We start from the raw sequence: 24,841 nt of genomic DNA on the forward strand, positions 1-24,841 counted from the left end.
CATCTTTTTTATCTTCCCTGTCCTTCCCATGAACAAGCCGCGCCGCCCCGAAATCTCCCTGCGCAAGTCACCACAGCAAGCCCGCTCCACCGAACTGGTCGCGGCCATCCTGCAAGCCGCTGTTCAGGTTTTGCTGCGCGAAGGGGCGACGCGTTTTACCACCGCACGCGTGGCAGAGCGGGCGGGCGTGAGCGTGGGATCGGTGTACCAGTATTTCCCCAACAAGGCGGCCATCCTGTTCCGCCTGCAGGCCGACGAATGGCAGCAGACCACCGCCATGGTGCGCGCGCTGTTGCAGGACCAGCGCAAGGCGCCGGCGCGGCGCCTGCGTGAACTGGTGCATGCCTTCCTGCGCAGCGAATTCGCCGAAGCCCAGGTGCGCATGGCCTTGGCCGATGCCGCACCGCTCTACCGCGATGCGCGCGAGGCCCAGGAGATGCGCCATGATTGGGACGGCATCATCGCGCAGTTCATGCGCGAAGCCTTGCCGGGGGTGTCTGCGCCACGGCGCAAGCGCGCGGGGGAATTGATGATGACCACGCTCACCACAGCCGGCGAACATCTTTCGCGCGATACGCCAGCGGCCAAGGAAATCCGCGCCTACGGCGAAGCCATGGCCGACATGTTCTGTGCTTATCTGGAGAGCCTGCAGCGCTGAATTGCGCTCATCCCTTGCGCTTGCGCGGCGCCGCCGTGGAAGCGCGCTGCACCAGTTGCGGTGTGGCGGTCACCCGCATCACCGGTGAGGGACTGCGGCCCTCGATCAAGGCCAGCAACAGGTCGATGGACATGCGCGCCGCCTCTTCCGTGGGCACGGCCACGGTGGTCAGCGCCGGTCGCGAGACCCGCGCCCACTGGATGTCGGTGATGCCGATCACCGAGATGTCGCGCGGCACGTTCAGTCCGAGATCGGCAATGGCATTCATCGCGCCCAATGCGGGCAGGTCATTGCTGGCGAAGATGGCCGTCAGTGTCGGTTCTTCGCGCAGCAGCGTCATGGTCGCCTGGTAGCCCGCTTCAACCGTATCACCGATGTAGCGCGCACTCTGCAAGCTGTGCTTGATGCCAGCGGCGGCACAAGCCTCGACGAAGCCGCGATAGCGTTCGGCATGGATGCCGCTCTTCTTGCTGCCCACCAGCGCACCGATGTGGCGATGACCCAGTCCCAGCAGGTGCTGCGCAGCGGTCGCCCCGGCCGCATAGAAATCCACCGCGATGCAGGGCAGCTCGGGCGGGGCGTCCGGTTTCTCCCACATGCACAGCACCACCGGGGCGCCGCGCTGCTCGGTCTTCTTCAACTCATCCATGGGCAGGTTGGCGTTCATGATTAGCACGCCGTCGGAGAGCGTTCCGGCTATCTGGTCGAGATAGGCGCGGCCGGTATCGGGATCGTCATTGGTGTTGCAGACGATCAGGAAGCGGCCCCGCTCGCGCGCCGCACGCTCGGCCGCCAGGGCGAACTCCGGATAGAACGGGTTGGCGATGCTGGAGACCACCAGCGCCAGCGTCGGCGCACGCCCTTCGGCCAGCGCACGCGCGGTCAGGTGCGGACGATAGCCGAGCTGGGCCACCGCCTCCAGCACGCGCTGGCGCGTCTGCTCGCCGACCTTGCCGCGCTGGCGCAAGACGTTGGACACAGTGGCCGAGGTGACACCGGCCAGACGGGCGACTTCGGATAAGGTGGTCATGGGTGCATGGAGTTGGAAGCCCTCGCATTCAAACCGCTTATGCCAGGCTTGTCAACGCGCACGGGCCGTTGGCTTCGGCCGCCATGGGTGCGATACGCAAGGAAATCCGGAAATGATTTACGCCTTGCCCGGGCAGGCAGGGGCGCGCTTGCTGACAAAACGCTGGCAGTTTCCCGTTACAGGATTGTTGTTGCAGAGGCCATGCAAGATGGGTATGATCGACCAAAATATTTGCCAACCCAAGACGGCAACACGCTCAGAACAACGACGTGGAGACAACCCCCGATTGCACACAGGAAACTCAGGCGATCTTTTTTTTGGGTCACTTGATTAAGCGCTTAACCTGACGCCCCGCCTGCCTCGTGGCGGCCTGCCCTGCAATCCATTTCTGTTAGGAAATCGTGATGGCCAGCATCAGCTTGCGTGCAGCACAAAAAGCCTACGGCGACGCACCGCCGGTAATCCGCAATGTCGACCTCGACATTGGCGAACATGAATTCTGTGTCTTCCTGGGCCCGTCCGGCTGCGGCAAATCCACGCTCCTGCGCAGCATCGCGGGGCTGGAAGATTTGACCAACGGCGACCTTTTCATCGGTGGCAAGCGCGTCAATGATGTACCCTCGGCGCAGCGTTCAGTAGCGATGGTGTTCCAGAGCTATGCGCTGTTCCCGCACATGACGGTGTATGAAAACATGAGCTTCGGCCTGACCCTGGCCAAGCTGCCCAAAGCCGAGATCGAACAGAAGGTGCGCGAAGCGGCACGCATCCTGCAGCTGGAAGAACTGCTGCAGCGCAAGCCCAAGGAACTCTCCGGCGGCCAGCGCCAGCGCGTAGCCATCGGCCGCGCCATCGTGCGCCGTCCTGGCGTGTTCCTGTTCGACGAACCGCTCTCCAACCTCGACGCCACCCTGCGCAGCCAGACCCGCATCGAGATCGCCCGCCTGCATCGCCAGTTCGAACAGGCCAGCGTGGTCTACGTCACGCACGACCAGGTCGAAGCCATGACCCTGGCAGACCGCATCGTGCTGCTGCATGCCGGTGCCGACACCCAGCGCTTCGGCAGCATCGCCCAGGTCGGCGCCCCCATGGAGCTGTACCACCATCCGCGCAACCGCTTCGTGGCCGGCTTCATCGGTTCGCCGCGCATGAACTTCCTGCCCGCACAGGTGGTGAATGCGCAGGAGAACGGTATCCTGATCCGCCTGCAGCACAGCGAGGAAACCCTGCTGGTGGCGGCCAAGGGTGCGGTGCAGCCAGGCCAGCAGGTAACCCTGGGCGTACGCCCCGAACACATGGAAATCGGCAGCCAGGGCCAGTACGGCATTACCCGCGAAGTGATGCTGGTGGAACGCCTGGGCGAGCAGACCTATGTGCACCTGGACGAACCGGCCGGCCAGCCGCTGGTGGCCAAGGCACCGGGCGACGCCCACATCGCGCGCGGCGAACGCCTGCGCGTGTCAGTCGCGCCGAACTGCGCCTACCTGTTCGATCAGGACGGCGTCGCACTGGCACGCACACAAGTTCATCCGGGCCTGGCTGCCGCAGCCTGAACAGGCTCTGCGCACGCGCCCTCTTCTCTTGACGCTTCACTACCGCTAAGGAACCACGATCATGTCGTTACGACTGGGAGTCTGTTACTACCCCGAACATTGGCCCGAGGCCATGTGGGAAAGCGATGCCCAGCGCATGCAGGCGCTGGGCATCAAGCAGGTGCGCATCGGCGAATTCGCCTGGAGCCGCATCGAACCCTCGCCCGGCGACTTGCGCTGGGATTGGCTGGATCGCGCCATCGAAGTGCTGGCCAAGCACGGTCTGGAAGTGGTGATGTGCACCCCGACCGCAACGCCCCCCAAGTGGCTCATCGATCGTCACGACGACGTGCTGGCAGTGGACGCCAACGGCCGCGAACGCGCTTTCGGTTCGCGCCGCCATTATGATTTTTCCTCGGACTCCTACTACGAGGAGTCGCAGCGCATCGTGCGCCTGCTGGGCGAGCGCTACGGCCAGCATCCGGCGGTGACCGCCTGGCAGCTGGACAATGAGTACGGCTGCCACCAGACCGTGGTCAGCTATTCGCCCTCGGCCCAGCGCCGCTTCCGCCAGTGGCTGCGCCAGCGCTATGGCAGCATCGACGCGCTCAATACCGCCTGGGGCACGGTGTTCTGGAGCATGGAATACCGCAGCTTCGACGAGATCGACGCGCCGGTCGGCACCGTCACCGAGGCCCATCCCTCGCATCGCCTGGACTATCGCCGCTTTGCCTCGGACGAGGTGGTGCGCTACAACCGCATGCAGGTCGAGATCCTGCGCCCGCTCTCGCCGGGCCGGCTGATGGTGCACAACTTCATGCAGATGTTCCTGGAGTTCGATCACTATCCGGTGGCCGCCGACCTCGATGTCGCCACCTGGGACAGCTACCCGCTGGGTGCGCTGGAAGTGATGTGGTACGACGCCGACACCAAGGCTCGCTGGCTGCGCACCGGCCATCCGGATTTCGCCAGCTTCAACCACGACCTCTATCGCGGCATGTCGGCCCAACCCTTCTGGGTGATGGAGCAGCAGCCCGGCCCGGTGAACTGGGCCCACTGGAATCCGGCCCCGCTGCCCGGCATGGTGCGCCTGTGGAGCTGGGAAGCCTTCTCGCACGGTGCCGGTTGCGTCTCCTACTTCCGTTGGCGCCAATGCCCGTTTGCGCAAGAACAGCTGCACGCGGGCCTGAACCGCCCGGATAATCGCCTCGACGTGGGCGGTACCGAAGCCGAGCGCGTGGCCCAGGAAATCATCGCGGTGGAAAAGGCCAACGGCGCGCTGGCCCAGCCGCGCGGCAAGGTGGCGCTGCTGTTCGACTACGATGCCAAGTGGCTTTTCGAGATCCACTTCCAGGGCATCGATTTCGAGTACGCGCATTTCGCCTTCGACTATTACTCGACGCTGCGTTCGCTGGGCCTCGATGTGGACATCGTCCCCCTCAACGCCGACCTGCAAGGCTACGCCATGATCGTGGTGCCGCCGCTGCCGATCGTGCCGGACGACCTGCCGGGCCGCATCGCCGACAGTGGCGCGCAGGTGGTGTTCGGCCCGCGCAGCGGCTCCAAGACCAAGTCGCTGCAGATTCCCTCGACCCTGCCGCCCGGCCCGCTGCAACAATTGTTGCCGATGCGCGTATGGCGCGTGGAATCGATGCGCCCCAACGTCAGCGAAACAGTACGGTTCGGTACGGAAGAAGGCCAGGCCCGCTACTGGCGCGACCTCATCGAAGCCGACGGCGAAGGCCTGCAGACCATCGCCACCTTCGCTGACGGCCATCCGGCCATCGTGCAGAAGGAACGTGCGCACTACCTGGCCGGCATCTTCGACGCCGGGCTGACCACGCGCTACTTCGAGCAAGTGGCGCGCGCGGCCGGACTGGCCCCGCAACGCCTGCCGGAAGGGCTGCGCCTGCAGCAGCGCGGCGGCCTTCAGTTCGCCTTCAACTATAGCGACGCACCGATCGCGCTGCCGCACGCCGACGGCGCGCAGTTCCTGGTCGGACAGGCGGCGCTGGAACCGCAGGGCGTGGCGATCTATCGTCCGCGCACGCAAGGATAAGCAACCCGCTGGCCGCACTCTGGAAGACAGCACGGCGGCTGCGGCTGCCGTGCATGAGCAGGCGACAGAACCTGCGCAGCAACGCCTTACCGTGAACCCAAAAGAACCTGGAAGATCCACGACATAGCTGTTTGAACCAAACATTCGGAGACAACAATGAAGAAAATGATGCGCATGACCGTGATCGCCGGCTGCCTGGCCGCCTCCGCCGCCTGGAGCGCCGCTGCCCTGGCCGGCACGCTGGCCGTCAACATCGCCTACAAGGGCGCCGTACAACGCACCGTGTGGCAATCCACGGTCGATGAATTCAAGAAGGCCAATCCGGACGTCGACGTCAAGGTCTCCTTCATCGAGGAAGAAGCCTACAAGGTGCAACTGCCGGGCTGGCTCTCGACCCAGGCCCCGGACATCATCAACTGGCACAACGGCGAGCGCATGGCCTTCTACGCCAGCCGCGGCCTGCTGGAAGACCTGAGCGAGGACTGGAAGAAGAACGGCTGGGACAGCACCTATGCCTCCACCAAGGAAGCCTCGTCCTGGCAGGGCAAGCAATATTCGGCACCGACCGTGTATTACTCCTGGGGCATGTTCTATCGCAAGGACCTGTTCAAGAAGGTCGGCATCGCCGGCGAACCCAAGAGCTGGGATGAATTCCTGGAGGCCTGCAAGAAGCTCAAGGCCGCCGGCATCGCCCCCATCGCCGTGGGTGGCCGTGACGCCTGGACCCTGGCCGGCTGGTTCGATTACCTCGACCTGCGCATCAACGGCAATGCCTTCCACCAGCAGCTCATGGCCGGCGACGTCGCCTACACCGACCCGCGCGTCAAGAAGGTCTACACCGCCTGGAAGAGCCTGATCGACAACAAGTATTTCATCGACAATGCGCTGTCCTATGACCTGGATGGCGCCCAGCCCTTCCTGTTCCAGGGCAAGGCCGCCATGATGCTCATGGGCACCTTCATCGCCAAGGGCTTCCCGGCCAAGCTGGCACCGGAGATGGGTTACTTCCAGTTCCCGATCATCGATGCCAATGTGCCGACCGCCGAAGAAGGTCCGACCGAATCCATCCACATCCCGGCCAAGGCGCGCAACAAGACCGATGCGCGCCGCTTCATCGCCTTCGTCGGGACCCCGGCCATCAGCGCCAAGCTGGCCGATGGCCTGGGTTCGCTGCCGGCCAACAGCAAGTCGCCGGCCCCGGCCGATCCGATCTCGCGCATCGGCTTCGAAATCCTTTCCAATGCCAAGGGCGGCATCTCGCAGTTCTATGATCGCGACATGACCAAGGAAATGGCCGATGAAGGCATGAAGGGCATGCAGAAGTTCATCAGCGATCCGAGCAAGATCGACGACGTGCTCAACGAGCTGGAACAAAGCCGCAAGCGTATCTACAAGAAGTCCTGATCGCCGCTTTGCGCTGTACCGTTTCATCGTTGCATCGCTGTTGATGCCTGGTCCGTCCGGGCATTCCATCCGGGCCGTTCCCCTTGCCATGCGCAACGGTGGAATGGCCCCGCAGAAAAAGAAGGAGACCCCGCCATGCTAGCGCCCACTTCCGCCGCGCAGCCGCCTGCGACCCAACCCGCTGCCACGCCAGTCTCAGGTCCGCAGCGCAGTGCCGCCCGCCGCAATCGCGCCGCCTTCTGGTTCCTGGCGCCGGCCTGCGTGATGACGCTGGTCTACGTGCTGTACCCGATTCTCTACACGATCTATCTCAGCTTCTTCAGCTGGGATGGCATGACCGATCCCAAGTACGTGGGCCTGGCCAACTACATCGAACTGTTCCACGCGCCGACCTTCTACACGGCCTTGAAGAACAACGTGCTGTGGCTGCTCATGTTCCTGCTGGCCCCGCCCATGGGGCTGGCCATTGCGCTCTACCTGAACCAGAAGGTCGCCGGCATGCGGGTGGTGAAGTCGCTGTTCTTCGCGCCCTTCGTGCTCTCGGGCGTGGTGGTCGGCTTGATCTACAGCTGGTTCTATGACCCCAGCTTCGGCCTGCTGTCGCTGATCCTGGGCCAGGGCGTGCCGGTGCTGGGCGATGCGCGCTATGCCACCTTCGGCATCATCTTCGCAGCCCTGTGGCCGCAGACGGCGTATTGCATGATCCTGTTCCTCACCGGCCTGACCGCCCTGAACCATGACCAGGTCGAAGCGGCCCGCATGGAAGGCGCCAAGGGCTGGAGCATGCTGCGCTACGTGATCCTGCCGCAGCTGCGTTCGACCACCTTCATGGCCTTCGTGGTCAGCATCATCGGCGCGCTGCGCAGCTTCGACCTGATCTCGGTGATGACCAGCGGCGGTCCTTACGAAAGCTCCACCGTGCTGGCGTACTACGCCTATGACCAAGCCATCAAGTACTACCGCCAGGGATATTCGGCGGCCGTGGCGGTAACGCTGTTTGCCATCATGCTGGTCTACATCATCTATCAACTGCGCCGCATGCTGCGCGACGAACGCTGATCGTCCGACGCTGCACGTCCATCGCCCACGCTCAAGAGAAAAGAGAGATCGCCATGTTCCCCATGCCGATAGAAAAATGGAAGCCGATCAACCGCGCGCTCTACCGGGCTTCGCTGCCGGTGGCGCTGCTGATCTGGCTGCTGCCGATGCTGACCGCGCTGGTCACCTCGATCCGCTCCAACGATGAACTGATGGCCGGCAACTACTGGGGCTGGCCGCAGGACTTCGCCATGCTGGAGAATTACCGCGAGGCGCTGACCGCCTCGCCCATGCTGCATTACTTCTGGAACAGCTGCCTCATCACCATCCCCTCGGTGATCGGTGCCATCTCGCTGGCGGCCATGGCCGGCTTTGCGCTGTCGACTTACCAGTTCCGTGGCAACACGGTGCTCTTCGCCACCTTCGTGGCCTGCAACTTCGTGCCGCAGCAGATCCTGATGATCCCGGTGCGCGATTTGTCGCTGTCGCTGGGCCTGTTCAACACCATCACCGGGATGATGCTGTTCCACATCGCCATGCAGACAGGATTCTGTACCTTGTTCCTGCGCAATTTCATCAAGCAGCTCCCCTTCGAGATGATCGAGGCGGCGCGCATCGAAGGGGCCAGCGAGTGGACCGTGTTCTATCGCATCGTGCTGCCGCTGATCCGCCCGGCACTGGCCGCGCTGGCGGTGCTGGTGTTCACCTTCGTGTGGAATGATTACTTCTGGGCGCTGGTGCTGACCCAGGGCGATGACGTGGCGCCCATCACCGTGGGCGTGGCTGCGCTGCGCGGGCAATGGACCACGGCCTGGAACCTGGTCTCGGCCGGTTCCATTCTGGCAGCGCTGCCCTCGGTGATCCTGTTCTTCGTGATGCAGAAGCAGTTCGTGGCCGGACTGACCTTCGGGGCCAGCAAGGGCTGAAGCGTCCCGGCTCGCTTAATGCAGGGCTGGCGCTCCCGCCCTGGCGCCTTTCGGTGATGCCGGGGGCGGGAGCTGGGGCTGGACCATGATCATGATCATTTTCATCGAACCGGCGGCGGCGAATCACCGCCGGCCGGTATCGGCGCCTGCGCTGCATGCGCCGGCGTTTCGTACCCGACACCCATGGCCTGGTAGAGCGTGGCCGTGTCATTCATGCGGCTGGCCGTGGCGCGAATCTCGCCCAGCCTGGCGTTGAGATATTGGCGCTCGCCCGCGCGTGCCGCACTGGCCGGGTAGGCCCCCAGTTGCGCACGCCGCTGCGCATTGCGCCACCCCTGTTCCGACGCCGTGCGCGCTGCGGCCGAGGCCTGCAAGGCATCGGCGTCCTGCGTCAATGCCACCAGGCTATCGGCCACGTTCTGGAAAGCATTCAACACGGTTTGGCGATAATGGGCTTCGGCGGCGAGATAGGCTTCCTTGGCCGCATCGCGCTTGGCGCGCAGCGCACCGCCGTGGAACAGCGGCTGCGTCAACGACGCGCCCAGCCCCCACACTGCACCGGCACCGCTGGTGGCCTTGGCCCAGGAGAAGCCGGACTGGCCGAAGGAGGCACTGATGGACAAGCTGGGAAACATCTCGGCCGTGGCCAGCGCCTGTTCGGCCGCCGCCACCTTCAGGGCCGCATCGGCGGCGAGGATGTCGGGACGTTGCTTGAGCAGTTCGGAGGGCACCGTCATCGGTACCTGCTCGGGCAGCTTGAGGCTGGCGATATCGAGATCGGGCGGCGCGGCATCCGGCGTACGTCCCATCAACACCGCCAGGGCATGGCGCGCACCCTGCCACTGCGCCTTCAAGGCCGGCAGGCTGGCGCGCAATGATTGCGCACTGGCGCGCGCGGACAAGACCTCATCATTGGAGACCGCCCCCAAGGCCAGCCGCCGCTGCAGCTCCTGCACATCGGCATCGGCCAGCGCCACCAGGCGTTCGGTATCGGCCACTTGCGCGCGCAGCGAGGCCGCATTGATGGCGCTGATGACCACATTGGCGGCCACTGCCCGGCGGGCCGCGTCGAACTGGTAGGACTGGGCATCGACTTGCGCGGCCAGCGCCGAGTTGGCGAAGCGCTCCACGCCGAACAGGTCGAAGGTATAGCTGGCGCGGATCTGGCCGGCGAAGACGTTGTAGAGATTGGTGGTCGGGCCGATGTTGGGCAGGCCCAGGGCACGCTGGCGCTGGGCCTGGCCGACCGCATCGATGGTGGGCCAAAGCGATTCATCGATCTGCGCGCGCAATTGCAGGCGCGCGCTGGCCAGGTTGCGATCCGCCTCGGCCAGCGAATGATTGCTGCGCAAGGCCTCCTCGACCCAGGCCGACAAATCCGGCGACCCATAGGCACGCCACCATTGCGGTACGGACCGCTGGCCCAGCACGAAGGTCTGGCGAGCCTCCTGTGGACCCAGTGCAGCCGGCGTGGCCTCGACGGCGTATTGGGCCGGCCGGGGCGTGGCAGGGGCTTCGCCGGTCGGGCCCAGGGCGCATCCGGAGAGTAGCAGCGCCGCGGCCAGGGCAACCGGACGCACCTGCGGGGCGAACATCAAACGAATTGCGCTCATCAGTGGCTCCCTTGCGCGGCCTGGTCGCGGTGATGGGTTTCATCCGGCTTGACCCGGTAGCACAGCGCATACAGCGCCGGCAGGTAGAACAGGGTCAGGATGGTGGCGATGGTGATGCCGCCCATCAGGGCGGTGGCCATCGGACCGAAGAAGTTGCTGCGCAACAGCGGGATCAGCGCCAGCACGGCCGCCGCAGCAGTGAGCGTGATCGGGCGGAAGCGGCGCACGGTGGCGCCGACGATCGCATCGAAACGGCCACGTCCTGCGGCGATGTCCTGCTCGATCTGGTCCACCAGGATCACCGAGTTGCGCATGATGATGCCCAGCATGGCGATGGTGCCCAGCATGGCGACGAAGCCGAAGGGCTGGCCGAACAGCAGCAGCGCGCCCACCACGCCGATCAATCCGAGCGGTGCGGTCATGACCACCATCAGGGTGCGGCCGAAACTCTGCAACTGCACCATCAGCAACAGCAGCACGGCAATGACCATCAGCGGCATCTGCGCCGAAATCGAGGATTGTGCCTTGGCGTTTTCTTCCACCGGTCCGCCGACGTCGATGCGATAGCCCACCGGTAGCTCGCCGCGCAGCGCATCGAGCTTGCGGTCGACGTCATTGGTGACGTCGATGCCCTGCACGCCAGCCTGCACATCGGCCAGCACGGTGATGGTCGGTTGGCGATCGCGCTCCCAGATCACGCCGTATTCCAGCGTGTTGTGGAACTGGCCGAGCGCGGCCAGCGGCACCGGGCCGTTGGCGGTCGGCATGGACAAGGTGGCCAGGCGCGATGGATCAACCCGCTCGCTACGCGGTGCACGCAGGTCGACTCCGATGAGTTTGTCGCGTTCACGGTATTGGGTCACCGTGAAGCCGGACAATTGCATGGCCAGGAAATTGGCGATCTGCTGGCTGCTCAAGCCCAGTTCGCCGGCACGCTTCTGGTCGATCTCGAAGGACACCGAACGCTGGGCCGGTTCATCCCAATCGAACTGGATGTTGGTGGCGCGGCTCTCCTTGCGCAATTCGGCGGCGACCTGTTCGGCGATGGCGCGCACCTTGGGAATCTGTTCGCCACTGATGCGGAACTGCACCGGGAAGCCCACCGGCGGGCCGTTCTCCAGCCGCGTCATGCGCGTGCGCGCGCCGCTGAACTGCTTGCGCAGCGGCTCCTCCAGCGCTTTGGCCAAGGCCTCGCGATCTTCCACCGACTTGGCGGTGACCACGAATTGCGCAAAGTTGGGGCTGGCCAGTTGCTGGTCCAGCGGCAGGTAGAAGCGTGGCGCACCGACCCCGACGAAGCTGACCACATGCTCAATCTGCGGACGATCCTTGAGCAGCGCTTCCATGCGCACCGCCTCGCGCTGCGTGGCTTCGAAGGAAGCGCGCTCCGGCAAGTGCAGGTCGATCAGCAATTCGGGGCGATCCGAGCTGGGGAAGAATTGCTGCGGCACCAGCGCAAACGCCGCCAGGGAAGCGATGAAGAGCACCGTGGTGGCGATCACCACGCGGCCCCGGAATGCCACGCACCAGGCCACCGAACGGCGCAGCCAGGTGTAGATGCGGGTCTGGTAGATGGGATGGTCGTGGTCTTCCTCATCGTGGCCGGCATGCGGATTGGCGGCGATCTCTTCATCGGTGAGCGCGCCCGGCTTTTCCTTGAGCATGTGATAGCCCAGCAGCGGAATGAGCACCACCGCCGCCAGCCAGGACAGCAGCAGCGCAATGGCCGAGACCTCGAAGATGGACCGCGTGTATTCCCCCGTGCCCGACTTGGCCAGGGCAATCGGCAGGAAGCCGGCCACGGTCACCAGGGTACCGGTCAGCATCGGGAAGGCCGTGCTGGTGTAGGCGAAGGCAGCGGCGCGGCGGCGGTTCCAGCCCTGCTCCAGTTTGACCGCCATCATTTCGACGGCGATGATGGCGTCATCCACCAGCAAGCCCAGCGCCAGCACCAGCGTACCCAGCGAGACCTTGTGCAGGCCGATGTCGAACATGTACATGAACAGCGACGTCACCGCCAGCACGATGGGAATCGAGATCACCACCACCATGCCGGTGCGGATACCCAGCGATACCAGGCTGACCACCAGCACGATGGCCACCGCTTCGGCTACGGCTTCCAAAAAGTCATCCACCGATTTTTCCACCGCATGCGGCATGCTGGAGACCGCCGTCAGCGTGAGCCCGGCGGGCAGGCGCTTGCGCAATTGTTCAGTGCGCTCGTCCAGCGCCTTACCCAGGCGGATGACATCGCCGCCCGGCTGCATGGTCACGCCGATGCCCAGCACCGGCTGGCCGTTGGCGCGCATCTCCTGCTCCTGCGGTTCGTCGTAGCCGCGCGTGATGGTGGCGATGTCGCCCAGGCGGAAATTGCGGTTGTTGACGTGGATGATCTTGTCTTCCAGCGCGCGCAGGTTGTCGAACTGACCGGTGGGACGCACGTAGACGCGGTCACTGCTGGTGGTGATGAGGCCGCCCGGCACCACCGCATTCTGCCCGCCGATGGCGTCGGCCAGCTGCTGCGGGCTGATGCCCAGGCGCGTCATGCGGGTGTTGCCGATGTCGATGTAGATGCGTTCCTGGCGCTCGCCGAAGTAGTCGATCTTGGCCACGCCCGGCACATGCAGCAGTTCGCCGCGCAGCTGGTCGGCATAGTCGCGCAGCTGCGCAGGCGTGAAGCCATCGCCGGCCAGGGCGTAGATGTTGGTGTAGACGTCGCCGAACTCGTCATTGAAGTAAGGACCCCTGACGCCCTGGGGCAAGGTGGCCGCGACGTCGCCGACCTTCTTGCGCACCTGGTACCAGGTCTGCGGCACCTGCGAGGCGGGTGCCGTGTCCTTGATGGTGAAGAAGAGCTGCGACTGACCCGCGCGCGAATAGCTGCGCAGGAAATCCACATCGGGGGTCTCCTGCAGCTTGCGCGCGATGCGGTCGGTGATCTGCTCCTGCACCTGGCGCGCGGTGGCGCCAGGCCAGTCGGTCTGGATCACCATCACCTTGAAGGTGAAGGGCGGGTCTTCCGATTGCGACAGGCGCGAGTAGGAACCGATGCCCAGCAAGGTCACCAGCGCCAGGATGAAGGTCACCAGTGCCTGGTGCTGCAGGGTCCAGGCGGACAGATTGAAACGGCCGGGCGCGCTCATAGGGCGAAGTCCTCGGCATGCAAGGGCGCCACCGGCTTGACCTTCTCACCCACGGTGAGGGTATGCACACCCTGCACCACCACCTTGTCCTGTGCGCCCACGCCTTGCGAGAGCGAGATGCTGCGCTCGCCATAAGCGGCTACCGTGACCGGACGCAATTCCAGCTTGCCCTCGTTGCCCACGATCCATACCGCAGGCTTGCCGCCCTGGTGGAACAGGGCAGTGGCCGGCAACATCAGCACCTGGCCCTGCGCGGTATCGGCCGGGGTGATGCGCACTTCACCGGTCATGCCCAGGCGTACGCTGGCGTCCGGCTGTTCCAGCGTGACCTTGATGCGGAAGGTGCGGCTCTGGGGATCGGCCGCCGGGGCGACTTCGCGCACGCGGCCCTTGTACGTCTTGCCGGGCAAGGCTGCCAGCGTGACCTCGGCGGCGGCACCGGGCTGCAGGCCGGCCAGTTGGCGGTCCGCGACATCAGTGACCACATCGACCGCACCCGACCAGGCCAGCGAATAGACCGGCTGGCCAGCACTCAATACATCTCCGGTATTGGCCTGCTCGGCGCTGATGACGCCATCATGCTGGGCCACCAAAGTGGTGTAGTCGCGCTGGTTGCCGGCCACCGCGGCACGGGCCTGCGCGGCCTTGAATTGCGAGAGCGCGGCAGCGTGGGCATCCTGGCTCTGCTCCAGTTGCTGGGCGCTGATGAGCTGTTCGGCGGCTTGCGCGGTGTCGCGCTGCAGCTGTTTCTGCGCCGCCTCAAGGTGCTGGCGGGCGGAGTCCAGTTCGGCGCGGGCCGAGGCGGCATTCTGGTCGGCGTCAGAGGGGTCGAGACGTGCCAGCACCTGCCCCTTGCGCACGCTGTCACCCAGATGCACGCGGCGTTCCACCAGCTGGCCGGCCACGCGGAAGGAAAGCGAAGTCACATAGCGCGACTGGACCTCGGCCGGCAGGTGCAGCGGCCGGGTGCTGCCGCGTTCCTGCGCCTGCAGCACCACCACTTCGCGCGGTGCATCGGCGACCGGCGCGGGCTTGCTGCAGGCCGAGAGCAACAGCGTGAAGGGAATGGCCATCAGCGCCAGGCGCGCCAAAGGTGCGCGGTGAGGGACCGGGACAGATGTGGAAAGACGACCGGAACACGGACGGGAGACTGGCTTCACAGCATTCCTTTCGGGAAAGGGTGGTGTCAGGTGTCGGATCGCGGCGCGTTCCGCATCTTTACAAAATTTCAGCGATTCTAATGCACATATGAATTCAGATGCAAGCTTGTATCCGAATACAACAGTGTTAGAATCCTGCCCCATGACACGCCAACGACTCAGCCGCGAGCAAAGCCGTGAGCAGACCCGGGAACGTCTGCTGGAGGCGGCGCACGCGGTGTTCATGCAGAAGGGATACGCGCAGGCCAGTGTGGAGGATATCAGCACGGCCGCCGGATATTCGCGCGGCGCCTTCTATTCCAACTTCGATGACAAGGAGCAGCTCTTCTTCGAGCTGCTGCGCCGCGAAGGCGAAAGCATCGACCGCGGCTTCGAGCGTATCCTCGATGGCGGACTGACCGATCCCGCCGCCCTGCGCGATGCGCTGGCGGTGCAGTATTCGGCGCTGTACCGCGATGACAAATGCAGCCTGCTGTGGATGGAGGCGCGCATCATTGCCCTGCGCGACGAGAAATTCCGCGCCCAGCTCGATACCTTCCTGGAACAGCGCTACAGCCAGATCACCGCTTTTGTCGAAGCCTACTGCCACCTGACCGGCACCGCCCCGGCGGCACCGCCGCGCGAAATCGCCATCGGCCTGATGGCCTTGTGCGAGGGTGTGAGTTTTTCCTATCGCTGCGTACCGCACATCGTCGACGGCAAGACCGCCGAATCGGTGCTGGCGTGGTTCCTCAAGGCTTCCGTTGCGGTCGCTGCCCCTGGGGATCACCCTCCTGCTACGGACGTAAAAAAGGCGGTGCGCAAACCCGCCACCGCCCGCAAGAAAATCCCGCCAGTTGCCTGAACCGGGCTAGCCGCTCGTCTTCAGCGGCGCGCACAGCCACTGCGCGATCTGCGGCCAGGCCTCGGCCAGCGTGCGCCCTCCCATGAACAGACCGATGTGCCCGCCCGGCACCACGCGCTGCGTGATGTGCCCGGGCGCGGTGCCCACCAGCTGCGCCGCGTTGAGCACCTGCTCAGGGGTGGTGATGTCGTCGCGCTCGCCGGCCAGCAGGTAGAGCGGGCAGGTGATGTCGCGCAGGTCCAGCGTCTTGCCCAGGGCCACGTACTGGCCGCGTGCCAGCAGGTTGTCCTTGAAGATCTGGCGAATCGCCTGGAGATACCAGCGCCCTGGCAGGTCGATCGGGGTTTCGTACCAGGCGGCGAAGGTCTCGCGCTTGGCCAGGTACACGGGATCATCAATGTGCTGGAACAGGTCCACGTGTTCGGTGAAGTAGTGCTCGTCGGGGTGCATGTTCTTCCAGCCCTGCAGCATGAAGCTGCCGCGCATGAGTCCGCCGCCGGTGCGTACCAGGTCTTCGTAGAAGCGGATCGGCGTGCGATCCACCATCTGCTTGAGCGGCCCGTCGCCGGCCCCGGCATCGATGGGGGAACCGGCCAGCACCAGGCGCTGCACCTTGTGCGGGAAGCGCGCGGCGATCATGGCCGAAATCCAGCCGCCCTGGCACAGGCCGACCAGGTTGGCGCGTCCGCCCAGTTCATCGATGACCACGCACAGGTCGGCCAGGTAGTTGTCGATCTCCAGGTCCTTCATGTCTTCGCTGGCGCTGTGCCAGTCGGTCAGGAACACGTGCGGCACGCCATGTTCGAGCAGGGTCTCCACCAGGCTCTGGCCCTGGTAATAGTCGGCAATCACCGAGGTGTGCCCGGCATAGGGCGCCACCACCAGCGTAGGAACCGCATGGGCCGCACCCGGCTTGCCGTATTCGCGCAGGCTCAGGGTGCGCAACGCCAGGCGCACCCGGTTGGCAGTGGCCATCTGCGGATGATGCAGGGCATGCAGCTTGGCCTCTTCCTCCAGGAAGCGCAGGTGCTTGTCCACCACGTCCTGCCCCTGGCGAAATACTTCGGTGGCCAGCATCATGGGCCAGAACAGCGGGACGCAGCCGGGTCCGCAGGCCGCTGGCTCTTGCGCGGGATGGCGGGTGTGGCTGGCAGGGGAAGTCGTCATGGATGGCTCCGGGAAGCTTGGACAAGTCTTGCCGCATCGTCGGCAATGACCTGTTCTTCATTGGTCGGGATCACCAGCACCCGCACGCGGCTGGCCTGGTGGCTGATGCATTCGAGATGCTGGGCATTGGCGCTCTCATCGAGCTGCACGCCAAGCCAGTCGAGGCGTGCGCAGATGGCCGCACGCATGCGCGCGTCGTGTTCGCCGATGCCGGCGGTGAAGACCAGCGCGTCCATGCCGCCCAGGGTAGTGGCCAGGCGCGCCGCTTCGCCGGCGCAGCGCAGGGCAAACAACTCCAGCGCCTCGCGCGCGGCAACCCCGTTGCTCTGCTGCAGGGTCCGCACATCGGCGCTCACGCCGGACACGCCCAGCAGGCCGGACTGGTGATACAGCAAGTCTTCCAGCGCGGCCGGCGTCATCCCCTGCTGCAGCAGGTACAGCAGCACGCCTGCATCGAGCGCGCCACAGCGCGTGCCCATGGGCACGCCTTCCAGCGTGGAAAATCCGGTACTGGCATCGACGCTGCGCCCGTTCTGGATGCCGCACAGGCTGGCACCATTGCCCAGGTGTGCGACCACCACGTTGCCGTGTGCCTCGGGCAACTGGCGGCGGCGCAATTCACTGGCGATGTAGCTGTAGGAGATGCCATGGAAACCATAGCGCAGCACGCCCTGGTCATGCAGCTTGCGCGGCAGGGCGAAGCGACGCGCCAGTGCATCCTGCGTCGCATGGAATGCGGTATCGAAGGAGGCCGTCTGCGGCAGGCCCGGACGCAACCGCGCGATGGCGCGAATCAGGCGCAGGTTCTGCGGCTGATGCAAGGGCGCCAGCGGGGCCAGGGCTTCGAGCTCCTGCTCCAGGCGTTCGTCGAGCAGGACCGGATGCGCCAGATGCAGTCCGCCATGCACCACGCGATGGCCCACCGCACACAGGGCGCCCTGTTCATGGCCCACTTCGAGCTGGTGCAGGACCTGCTCCAGCACCTGGTCCATGGAAGCGGCAGGATCGGCATCGATGCCCATCTCCGAGGCTACCCCCTCGATCTCCAGGCGCAGCCGCAAGGGAGACAGATGCAGGTCGAGCTGGCCGTGGCCGATCTTGCTGGCACTGCTGCCATCGAGGCGGAACACGCCCAGCTTGATCGAGGAGGAGCCCGCATTGAAGGTCAGCAGCCAGCGGTTCATGCGGCCTCCTTGCCGATGGCCGCCACCTTGCTACGCGAGGCGAACAGGCGCGCCAGTGCAGACGAGGCCAGACGCACGCGCAGGCTGTCGGCGCGGCTGGTCAGGATCACCGGCACACGCGCCCCCAGCACCAACCCGGCCGCCTCGGCCTGGGACAGGTAGATCAGCTGCTTGGCCAGCATGTTGCCGGCCTCCAGGTCAGGCACCAGCAGGATGTCGGCACTGCCCGCCACGGGTGAATCGATGTGCTTGATGCTGGCTGATTGCAGGCTGATGGCATTGTCGAAGGCCAGCGGTCCGTCCACCAGGGCGCCTGTGATCTGGCGCCGCGTGGCCATCACGGTAAGGGCCGCCGCATCCAGGGTCGAGGGCATGGCCGGGTTGACCGTTTCGACTGCCGCCAGCACGGCCACATGCGGACGCGGCACGCCCATCACGTGCAGCAGGTCGATGGCGTTCTGGCAGATGTCGCGCTTGTGGGCCAGGGTGGGCGTGATGTTGATGGCGGCATCGGTGATGATGAGCGGCTTGGCGTAGGTGGGGATGGCCATGGCGTAGACATGGCTGATGCGGCGTTCGGTGCGCAGCCCCGAACCGGCGGCGACCACGGCGCCCAGCAACTCATCGCTGTGCAGGCTGCCCTTCATGAGCGCGGCCACGCGCCCCTGGACGGCCAGTTCGACCGCGCGTGCGGCAGCGGCGTGGCTGTGTTCGGTGGACTCGATCTGCAAACCCGCCAGCGACAGGCCCGCCGCCTCGGCGACCCGTCGTATCCTGGCTTCCGGCCCCACCAGGAGGGGCTCCAGCAGGCCTTCTTCACGCGCCTCCAGTGCGCCCTGCAAGGCCTCGGCAGAACAGGGATGGACCACGGCCACCCGCATGGGCTGTGCGCCCAGGGCATCGCGGATGAGTTGACCGTAGCGTTCGGCAGGCGTGGCCTGCGCAGGTGGGACCATGTCGACCTCCTTGGGGGGATGGCATGAGGCAGGACGCGCTCATGCGGGCTTGCTGTGTCGCAGCATATCCTTGGCAGGAGGTGAGTTCAATTGCAGGACTGCCCGCTGGCGGGACAGAGAACACAAAGCTTGATCTGCTTCAACTTTGGTCCTGTGATCCGGTCGATCAGGCCGGCGCCAGAGCCAGCACATGCTGGCGCGCGCGTTCGGCCGGCATCGGTTCGGCGAAGTAATGGCCCTGCATGGCGTGGCAGCGCATGGATTGCAGCACCTGCAGGTCTTCCGCGCTCTCCACGCCTTCGGCCACCACCTGGAAGCCGAAGGACTCGGCCAGCTGCAGCACCGCCGAGACCAGGGCCTGGTTCTCGGTCTGGTCGGCCAGGCCGGTGACGAAGCTGCGGTCGATCTTCACGCGCGAGACATGCATCTGGCGCAGGAAACCCAGCGAGGAATAGCCCACACCAAAGTCGTCAATGGCAATGCTGACGCCCTGCATCGCCAGCGCAGTCAAGGTCTGCGTGGCAGCCTGCAGGTCCAGCGCAGTCTCTTCGGTGATCTCGATTTCCAGCATGCGCGCGGGCAGGTCCTGGCGCTTGAGGGTACCGGCGACTAGGTCTTCGATGACGATGCGCTCCATTTCGCGCGGCGAGATGTTCATCGACACGCGCAGGTCGCTGCGGCCGTTGTCCTGCATGAAGCGGATCATCGCGGCGACTTCACCCATGATGAAACGCAGCAGTTCTTCGGACAAACCCGCCAGCGCCGCGATCTCGATGAGATCGGGCGGGGCGATGGCGCCGTGGCGGCGATGGGTCCAGCGCACCAGCGCTTCAAAGCCGTCCAGGGCACGCCCGCCATCGCAGACGATGGGCTGGAACCAGACCTGCAGTTCGCCATCGGCCAGGGCCTGGGCAAGGTCGCGCTCGACGTCGCGCTTCATCTGCAGATGGGCATCCAGCGCGGCGTTGAAGAGCTGGTACTGGTTGCGGCCACGGCGCTTGGCTTCGTACATGGCGGCGTCCGAGCAGACCAGCATCTCGTTGATGTCGTCCCCGCGCGAGAGGTAGATGCCCAGGCTCAGGCCGATGTGGCGATGGGCCAGGCGCGCGAAGGGCTGGCGGATCGCTGCGATCAGGCGCCGGGCCACCTGCTCCGGCAGCTCTGCCTGCACCGTCAGCGGATAGAGGATCACGAATTCATCGCCGCCCAGGCGCGCCAGCGTGGCGCCTTCGGGCAGGGCGGCCTGCAGGCGCCGTGCCACTTCGATGAGCACCTGGTCGCCCGCTTCGTGGCCGTAGGCGTCGTTGATGACCTTGAAACCATCCAGGTCGAGGAACATCAGGCAATGCCGGTCCTGCTGCTGCGCCAGCACCTGCGTGGCCACCTGCATGAAACCGGCGCGGTCCAGCAGGCCGGTCAGCAGGTCGTGCTCGGCCTGGTACTGCATGCGCGCGGCGAACTGGCGCAGGTCTTCATGCGCCACGGCCAGGGCGTGGTTGGCGGTGGTGGCTTCGTTCTTCAGGGCGCAGGCGCGCGAGAACATGCGCTCGCCCACGCGCGCACCGCGGATCAGCCCGGCGAGATAGATCACGGCCGTGGCGGCCAGGGCCAGGCGGGTCGGGGTGCGATCGAATGCGAGCAGGCAGAAGATCACCGACAGCAGGGGCGGCGTGATGAAACTGATGGGGATGCGGGCAAAGGCAAATCCGTGCGTGACCGCACCGGCCGTGATGCCGCACACGCAGGTGAGGTAGAACAGCGTCTCGGGCGTGGTGTAACCCTCGCTCAGCCAGGGCATGCCGGCCCAGGCGATGCCCGAGACCAGTGCCAGGATCCAGTGCAGGCGCAGGTTCAATTCGACCACGGCGCCCGGGCCGCCAGCCTCGCCGCGCCGGTGCATCCACGGTACCAGCTGCGCCACGCGCTGTGGCGACAGGCGGCACAGGGGGATACGCACCACATTGACCAGCGTGGCGCAAACCAGCCACACCAGGGCAATCCAGATCTTGCCGGAATGCCAGGCCACGAACGTGGAAATGCCGCTGAGCACGAAGGCCACCGGAATGGACAGCATGACCGTATGCCGTGCCGCCGTGAGCTGGTCGGCGCGGATCAGTTGTCGCAATGCGATCCGGGAGTCTTGATCCCCGGCGCCGGTTTCTGTCTTGAGTTCGTTCACATCTCCATCCCGTCATGCCCATCTGCGCTGCCTGCCGAGCGGCCAGGCAGAACCGGCTGGGCCTCCCTGTCCAGGGTAGCGCTACCGGTCGCGGGTATTATCCAATGAATAAGAAAAATTCCCATCAAAACATGAGCCCTATTGAGATGTATCAACGAGTTGTTGGCGCGGAAGAGACAAGCTCCGGGCTTGCTGATCCCTTTTCATGACCTGGAGAACCCTCATGTCCCAAGACAACGGCAACTGGCTATCGGCTGAACAGGCCGTCATGCCCGACGGCAGCGAGCGTCATAACTTGCCCCTGGTCAACAGGAAACTGCCGCAGCTGTCGCCGCAACAGGCTGGCGGGGACGCTGCTGCGGCGGCGCCGGAGGCAACACCGCAGGCGCCCGCAACGCCATCGGCGGCAAGCTGAGTTCTCCGAAAGCAACAGTTCCCGCAGGGGGATTTCCGGACCCGGTGCGCCGGAAGGCTAAAATGGAGCGGTATTTACTGCGCGGCAAATTGGCGCTGCTCCTGTCATGGCTCTCGATCCCTCCACTCTCCTCATCCTCACCATTGCGCTGGCCGCCGCCGCCTCCCTGTACCTGGCCATCGAATGGGGCAGCGTGCGGGAACGTTCGCTGCTGCTGTGGAGCAGCGGTTTCGCCATCATCACGGTCGGCTCCTTCCTGGCGCTGCTGCGCTCGCGCGGCTACCTGGTGGTGGGCATCTGGTTCGCCAATGGCCTGCTCATCGCCGCCCACGGCTGCTTCCTGGCGGGGGTGGCGTGGTTCACGCGCACTCGTGTCTCACGCTGGTGGTGGCTCATCGCCCTGCTCTGGCTGCTGATGCTGCTGCTGCCCGCGCACGCCTGGTGGTCGCGCGTGATGCTGGGCCTGCAGTCGCTGATGATCGCCGCCCTCACCTTGCACGCCAGCCTGCTGCTGCGTCCGCACGGCGCCTCCTTGAGCGTGGGCGCGGTACAGCTGCGCTATGTCCTGCTGATCCACGGGCTGTTCTATCTCGCCAAGGCGGTCTCGGCGCTGGCGCTGGGCGCGTTCGTGGATCTGGCGGCCTTCGGCGGCGCGCTGATCCAGGTCTCGCTGGTGGAAGGATCGATGGCGGTGATGCTGATCGCCTTGTCGATGACCGGCACCGAACGCCATCGCCGCGAAGAACGCATCGGCCAGCTGGCCGCGCGCGACCCCCTGACGGGACTGCTGAACCGCCGTGCCTTGCAGGCGGGCGCGCCGGCACTGCTGGCCCAGGCCAGCAAGGCCCATCCGGGTGCACTGCTGCTCATCGACATCGACAACTTCAAACAGGTCAACGACTTGCACGGCCATGCTGCGGGCGACAAGCTGCTCGAAGCCCTGAGTACCCTGCTGCGCGATGTGCTGCCCGCCGATGCACTGGCCGCGCGGCTGGGCGGGGACGAGTTCGTGATCCTGCTGCGGGATGTGCGTGCAGAACAGGTGGCCCATCTTGGAGAACAATTGCGGATGGCCTTCGCGCATGTAGCGCGCAAGGCAGTGGCAACCCCTGATGCGGTGAGCCTGAGCGTGGGCGCCAGTCTCTACACCACGCCCGCGCTGACGCTGGAAAAGCTGATGGCGGCAGCCGATGCCGCCCTCTATGATGCCAAGCGGGCCGGGCGCGACCGGCTCATCGTGAGCCCGGCACACATCACTGCAACCAGTCCTTGAGGCGGTACCAGGCCCCGACCAGGGGCAGGAACCAGGGCTTGCCGACATGACCGGGGATGGCCGGCCAGTCGAAGTCTTTCCATGGGTTGAGATCGGTGCGGCCTTCCATCACCTCGGCCATCAGCGTCCCCATGAGGCTGGCCATGTGCGTGCCGTGGCCGCTGTAGCCCATGGCATGGAAGACGCCATCACGCTGTCCGGCACGCGGCAGGCGGTCCACGGTCATGTCGACCATGCCGCCCCAGCAGTAGTCGATGCGGACCTTGGCCAGTTGCGGGAACACCTCCAGCATCTGGCCGCGCAGGATCTCGCCGCTCTTGGCGTCGGACTGCGGATTGGACACGGCAAAGCGCGCCCGCCCGCCGAAGAGCAGGCGATTGTCCGGCGTAGCGCGGAAATAATTTACAAAATTCTTGGTATCGGTGTACATCCGACGCGTTGGCAGCAACTGCGCCAGCAGTTCCGCCGGCAGCGGTTCCGTGACGATCAGGAAAGCACCCACCGGCACGATGCGGCGGCGTATCCAGCCAAACGGACCGACCTGTGAAATGCCGCTGGCCAGCAGCACCTGGCCGGCGCGCAGGCTGCCTGCCGGCGTCTGCACCTGATAGCCGCCTCCCTGCGCCTTCAGGCCCAGCACGGGCGTGTGTTCGAGGTAGATCGCGCCGCGTCGCTGGGCGGCGTGGGCCAGGCCGCGGACATAGCGTCCGACATGCATGCCGGCACTCTTTTGCATCAGCAGTGCGCCGTAGTAACGGTCGCTGCCCAATTCGTCACGCAGTTCGGCGCGGCTGACCAGGCGCGTATCGGCGTCCACATTGGCGGCCAGCAGGGCCTGGCTGCGCGCCAGCTTGTCGAAGTGCTCGGGCTTGGCCGCCAGCTTGAGCTTGCCGTAACGGGCAAAACTGCAGTCGATGGATTCCTCGCGCACCAGCCTTTCCACGGTATCCACTCCGGCATCGAAGGCCCGATAGAGCCGGTTGGCGCATTCCGTTCCCAGGCGTTGTGACAGGGCAGCGTAGTCCTGCGCGAAACCGTTGTTGCACATGCCGCCATTGCGTCCGGAGGCGGCACCTCCGACGATATCAGCTTCGCACACCACCACCCTGGCCCCCTTGCGCGCCAGCGCCAGGGCCGCGGCTGAACCGGTGATGCCGCCGCCGACGACCAGGACGTCGCAACCGCCGTCGGGCAAGGCGGGATGGGTGCTGATGAAGGGGGATGAGGTGTCCAGCCAGTACGACTTCAATTGCATCAGGAGCTCCATCGACAGTCGGCAGCCGGGGCGTGAACGCAGGGCGAGGCCGCAACAGGGTGTGTGCTGATTATGGTGTGCGCTCCCGGTACGGTGATTAATGCTCATTGAACGCAGCATTAAACGCAGGTTAATGCTCGTGCAGCGCCCGTCCTTGCTGGCTGCCAGCAGGACGAGCGGCGCAGCGTAACGAAAAATGCCGGAAAGCCGCCGTTTAAAAGTAGAAGCTGCTCCGATCCCGGCGCAATAAGAATTATTAGTTGGAGGCCGGCGGCCATACTTCTTCCATCCCCAACGAAGGAGTTTGAGCAAATGACTTTCAAGCCGAAGTACATCAGTTTTGACTGCTATGGAACCCTGATCAATTTCGAGATGGGTCCGACCGCCCGCACACTCTTTGCCGATCGTGTCGACGAGAAGCGCATGCCGGCCTTCCTGAACAGCTTCCGCTTCTATCGTCTGGACGAAGTGCTGGGCGCCTGGAAGCCCTTCTTCGACGTGGTGGAAAGCGCCATCCAACGTGCCTGTCACGCTCATGGCGTGGAGTACCGCGCCAGCGATGCGCAGGCGCTCTATGCAGCCGTGCCGACCTGGCAGCCGCATCCGCATGTGGTGGAAACGCTGGAGAAGATCGCCCCGCACATCCCGCTGGTGATCCTGTCGAACTCCATGGTCGACCTGATCCCGCACAGCGTGGCGCACCTCAAGGCGCCCTTCCATGCGGTCTACACCGCTGAGCAAGCGCAAGCCTACAAGCCGCGCGGACAGGCCTTCGAATACATGTTCGACCAGCTCGGCTGCGGTCCGGAAGAGATGGTGCACTGCTCGTCGAGCTTCCGCTACGACCTGATGACGGCCAAAGACCTCGGCTTCATGGGCAAGGCTTACATCGATCGCAATCACGAGCCCTACTGCGATGGTTATGGCGTGAGCCGGCTGACCGACTTCCGCCAGCTGGCCGCGCTGGTGGGCCTCTGATGGACGCCGGGCCGTTCACGCGATGCGAGA

Annotated in this window: 18 protein-coding genes and 1 pseudogene; 10 read left to right on the forward strand and 9 right to left on the reverse strand. The window is 65.2% G+C overall.

What is annotated here, in order from left to right:
• Positions 1 to 28: 28 nt before the first annotated feature.
• Complete coding sequence (locus FYB76_RS23445; protein ID WP_088755809.1) at positions 29 to 658, forward strand: TetR family transcriptional regulator; 630 nt, start codon at positions 29 to 31, stop codon at positions 656 to 658.
• A gap of 7 nt (positions 659 to 665) precedes the next feature.
• Here the strand turns inward: FYB76_RS23445 and FYB76_RS23450 are convergent, their stop codons facing one another.
• On the reverse strand, positions 666 to 1,688 hold the full coding sequence (locus FYB76_RS23450) for a LacI family DNA-binding transcriptional regulator (protein ID WP_154135234.1): 1,023 nt from the start codon (positions 1,686 to 1,688) through the stop codon (positions 666 to 668).
• 404 nt (positions 1,689 to 2,092) lie between these two features.
• On the opposite strand from FYB76_RS23450, the gene FYB76_RS23455 reads away from it, so the two are divergent.
• From FYB76_RS23455 to FYB76_RS23475, 5 genes are all read left to right on the forward strand, one after another.
• Positions 2,093 to 3,238, forward strand: a complete 1,146-nt coding sequence (locus tag FYB76_RS23455; protein ID WP_154135235.1) for an ABC transporter ATP-binding protein — start codon at positions 2,093 to 2,095, stop codon at positions 3,236 to 3,238.
• Between the two features lie 61 nt (positions 3,239 to 3,299).
• Entirely contained in the window at positions 3,300 to 5,276 is a 1,977-nt protein-coding gene (locus FYB76_RS23460) for a beta-galactosidase (protein WP_154135236.1), read from the forward strand.
• A gap of 156 nt (positions 5,277 to 5,432) precedes the next feature.
• The gene (locus tag FYB76_RS23465) at positions 5,433 to 6,680 is read left to right on the forward strand and encodes an ABC transporter substrate-binding protein (RefSeq protein WP_088755805.1); all 1,248 of its coding nucleotides are present in this window, start codon (positions 5,433 to 5,435) and stop codon (positions 6,678 to 6,680) included.
• Between the two features lie 135 nt (positions 6,681 to 6,815).
• Positions 6,816 to 7,739 (forward strand): carbohydrate ABC transporter permease, encoded by a 924-nt coding sequence (locus FYB76_RS23470; protein ID WP_145605906.1) that lies wholly within the window; start codon positions 6,816 to 6,818, stop codon positions 7,737 to 7,739.
• Between the two features lie 53 nt (positions 7,740 to 7,792).
• The gene (locus FYB76_RS23475) at positions 7,793 to 8,644 is read left to right on the forward strand and encodes a carbohydrate ABC transporter permease (RefSeq protein WP_039789561.1); all 852 of its coding nucleotides are present in this window, start codon (positions 7,793 to 7,795) and stop codon (positions 8,642 to 8,644) included.
• A gap of 101 nt (positions 8,645 to 8,745) precedes the next feature.
• Here FYB76_RS23475 and FYB76_RS23480 read toward each other — a convergent pair whose 3' ends face one another.
• From FYB76_RS23480 to FYB76_RS23490, 3 genes are read right to left on the reverse strand one after another with little or no spacing between them, the layout of a single operon-like run.
• The gene (locus FYB76_RS23480) at positions 8,746 to 10,257 is read right to left on the reverse strand and encodes an efflux transporter outer membrane subunit (protein ID WP_154135237.1); all 1,512 of its coding nucleotides are present in this window, start codon (positions 10,255 to 10,257) and stop codon (positions 8,746 to 8,748) included.
• Complete coding sequence (locus tag FYB76_RS23485) at positions 10,257 to 13,400, reverse strand: efflux RND transporter permease subunit (RefSeq protein ID WP_088755802.1); 3,144 nt, start codon at positions 13,398 to 13,400, stop codon at positions 10,257 to 10,259. Before FYB76_RS23485 ends, FYB76_RS23480 begins: the two co-directional genes overlap by 1 nt.
• Entirely contained in the window at positions 13,397 to 14,560 is a 1,164-nt protein-coding gene (locus tag FYB76_RS23490) for an efflux RND transporter periplasmic adaptor subunit (RefSeq protein ID WP_370516401.1), read from the reverse strand. Before FYB76_RS23490 ends, FYB76_RS23485 begins: the two co-directional genes overlap by 4 nt.
• A gap of 142 nt (positions 14,561 to 14,702) precedes the next feature.
• Here FYB76_RS23490 and FYB76_RS23495 point away from each other — a divergent pair, with 142 nt between their 5' ends.
• Positions 14,703 to 15,404 (forward strand): TetR/AcrR family transcriptional regulator, encoded by a 702-nt coding sequence (locus tag FYB76_RS23495; RefSeq protein WP_154135238.1) that lies wholly within the window; start codon positions 14,703 to 14,705, stop codon positions 15,402 to 15,404.
• Between the two features lie 6 nt (positions 15,405 to 15,410).
• Here FYB76_RS23495 and FYB76_RS23500 read toward each other — a convergent pair whose 3' ends face one another.
• The 4 genes and pseudogenes from FYB76_RS23500 to FYB76_RS23515 all read right to left on the reverse strand — a co-directional run bounded on the left by FYB76_RS23500 (position 15,411) and on the right by FYB76_RS23515 (position 20,890).
• The gene (locus tag FYB76_RS23500; protein WP_154135239.1) at positions 15,411 to 16,571 is read right to left on the reverse strand and encodes an alpha/beta fold hydrolase; all 1,161 of its coding nucleotides are present in this window, start codon (positions 16,569 to 16,571) and stop codon (positions 15,411 to 15,413) included.
• Complete coding sequence (locus tag FYB76_RS23505; protein WP_088755799.1) at positions 16,568 to 17,755, reverse strand: acetate/propionate family kinase; 1,188 nt, start codon at positions 17,753 to 17,755, stop codon at positions 16,568 to 16,570. The genes FYB76_RS23500 and FYB76_RS23505 overlap by 4 nt, the downstream gene beginning before the upstream one ends.
• Positions 17,752 to 18,705: pseudogene (locus FYB76_RS23510) on the reverse strand (bifunctional enoyl-CoA hydratase/phosphate acetyltransferase); the annotation flags it as partial. The gene FYB76_RS23505 and the pseudogene FYB76_RS23510, both read right to left, overlap by 4 nt.
• 172 nt (positions 18,706 to 18,877) lie before the next feature.
• Positions 18,878 to 20,890, reverse strand: a complete 2,013-nt coding sequence (locus tag FYB76_RS23515) for a putative bifunctional diguanylate cyclase/phosphodiesterase (RefSeq protein WP_370516402.1) — start codon at positions 20,888 to 20,890, stop codon at positions 18,878 to 18,880.
• 223 nt (positions 20,891 to 21,113) lie between these two features.
• Here FYB76_RS23515 and FYB76_RS23520 point away from each other — a divergent pair, with 223 nt between their 5' ends.
• Together FYB76_RS23520 and FYB76_RS23525 are read left to right on the forward strand one after the other, a co-directional pair.
• A complete protein-coding gene (locus FYB76_RS23520; protein WP_154135242.1) occupies positions 21,114 to 21,305 on the forward strand; it encodes a hypothetical protein in 192 nt (63 codons plus the stop codon).
• Positions 21,306 to 21,411: 106 nt separating this feature from the next.
• Positions 21,412 to 22,578, forward strand: a complete 1,167-nt coding sequence (locus FYB76_RS23525) for a GGDEF domain-containing protein (protein WP_154135243.1) — start codon at positions 21,412 to 21,414, stop codon at positions 22,576 to 22,578.
• Here FYB76_RS23525 and FYB76_RS23530 read toward each other — a convergent pair.
• Positions 22,559 to 23,833: an FAD-binding oxidoreductase gene (locus FYB76_RS23530; protein ID WP_154135244.1), complete on the reverse strand. Its 1,275-nt coding sequence runs from the start codon at positions 23,831 to 23,833 to the stop codon at positions 22,559 to 22,561. The two genes, FYB76_RS23525 and FYB76_RS23530, sit on opposite strands and share 20 nt — an antisense overlap.
• A 312-nt stretch (positions 23,834 to 24,145) precedes the next feature.
• On the opposite strand from FYB76_RS23530, the gene FYB76_RS23535 reads away from it, so the two are divergent.
• A complete protein-coding gene (locus FYB76_RS23535) occupies positions 24,146 to 24,811 on the forward strand; it encodes a haloacid dehalogenase type II (protein ID WP_154135245.1) in 666 nt (221 codons plus the stop codon).
• The last annotated feature ends 30 nt before the right edge of the window (positions 24,812 to 24,841 follow it).

The organism is Herbaspirillum sp. CAH-3 (assembly GCF_009668275.1).
In the GTDB taxonomy this organism is placed as follows: Bacteria; Pseudomonadota; Gammaproteobacteria; order Burkholderiales; family Burkholderiaceae_D; genus Herbaspirillum; species Herbaspirillum aquaticum.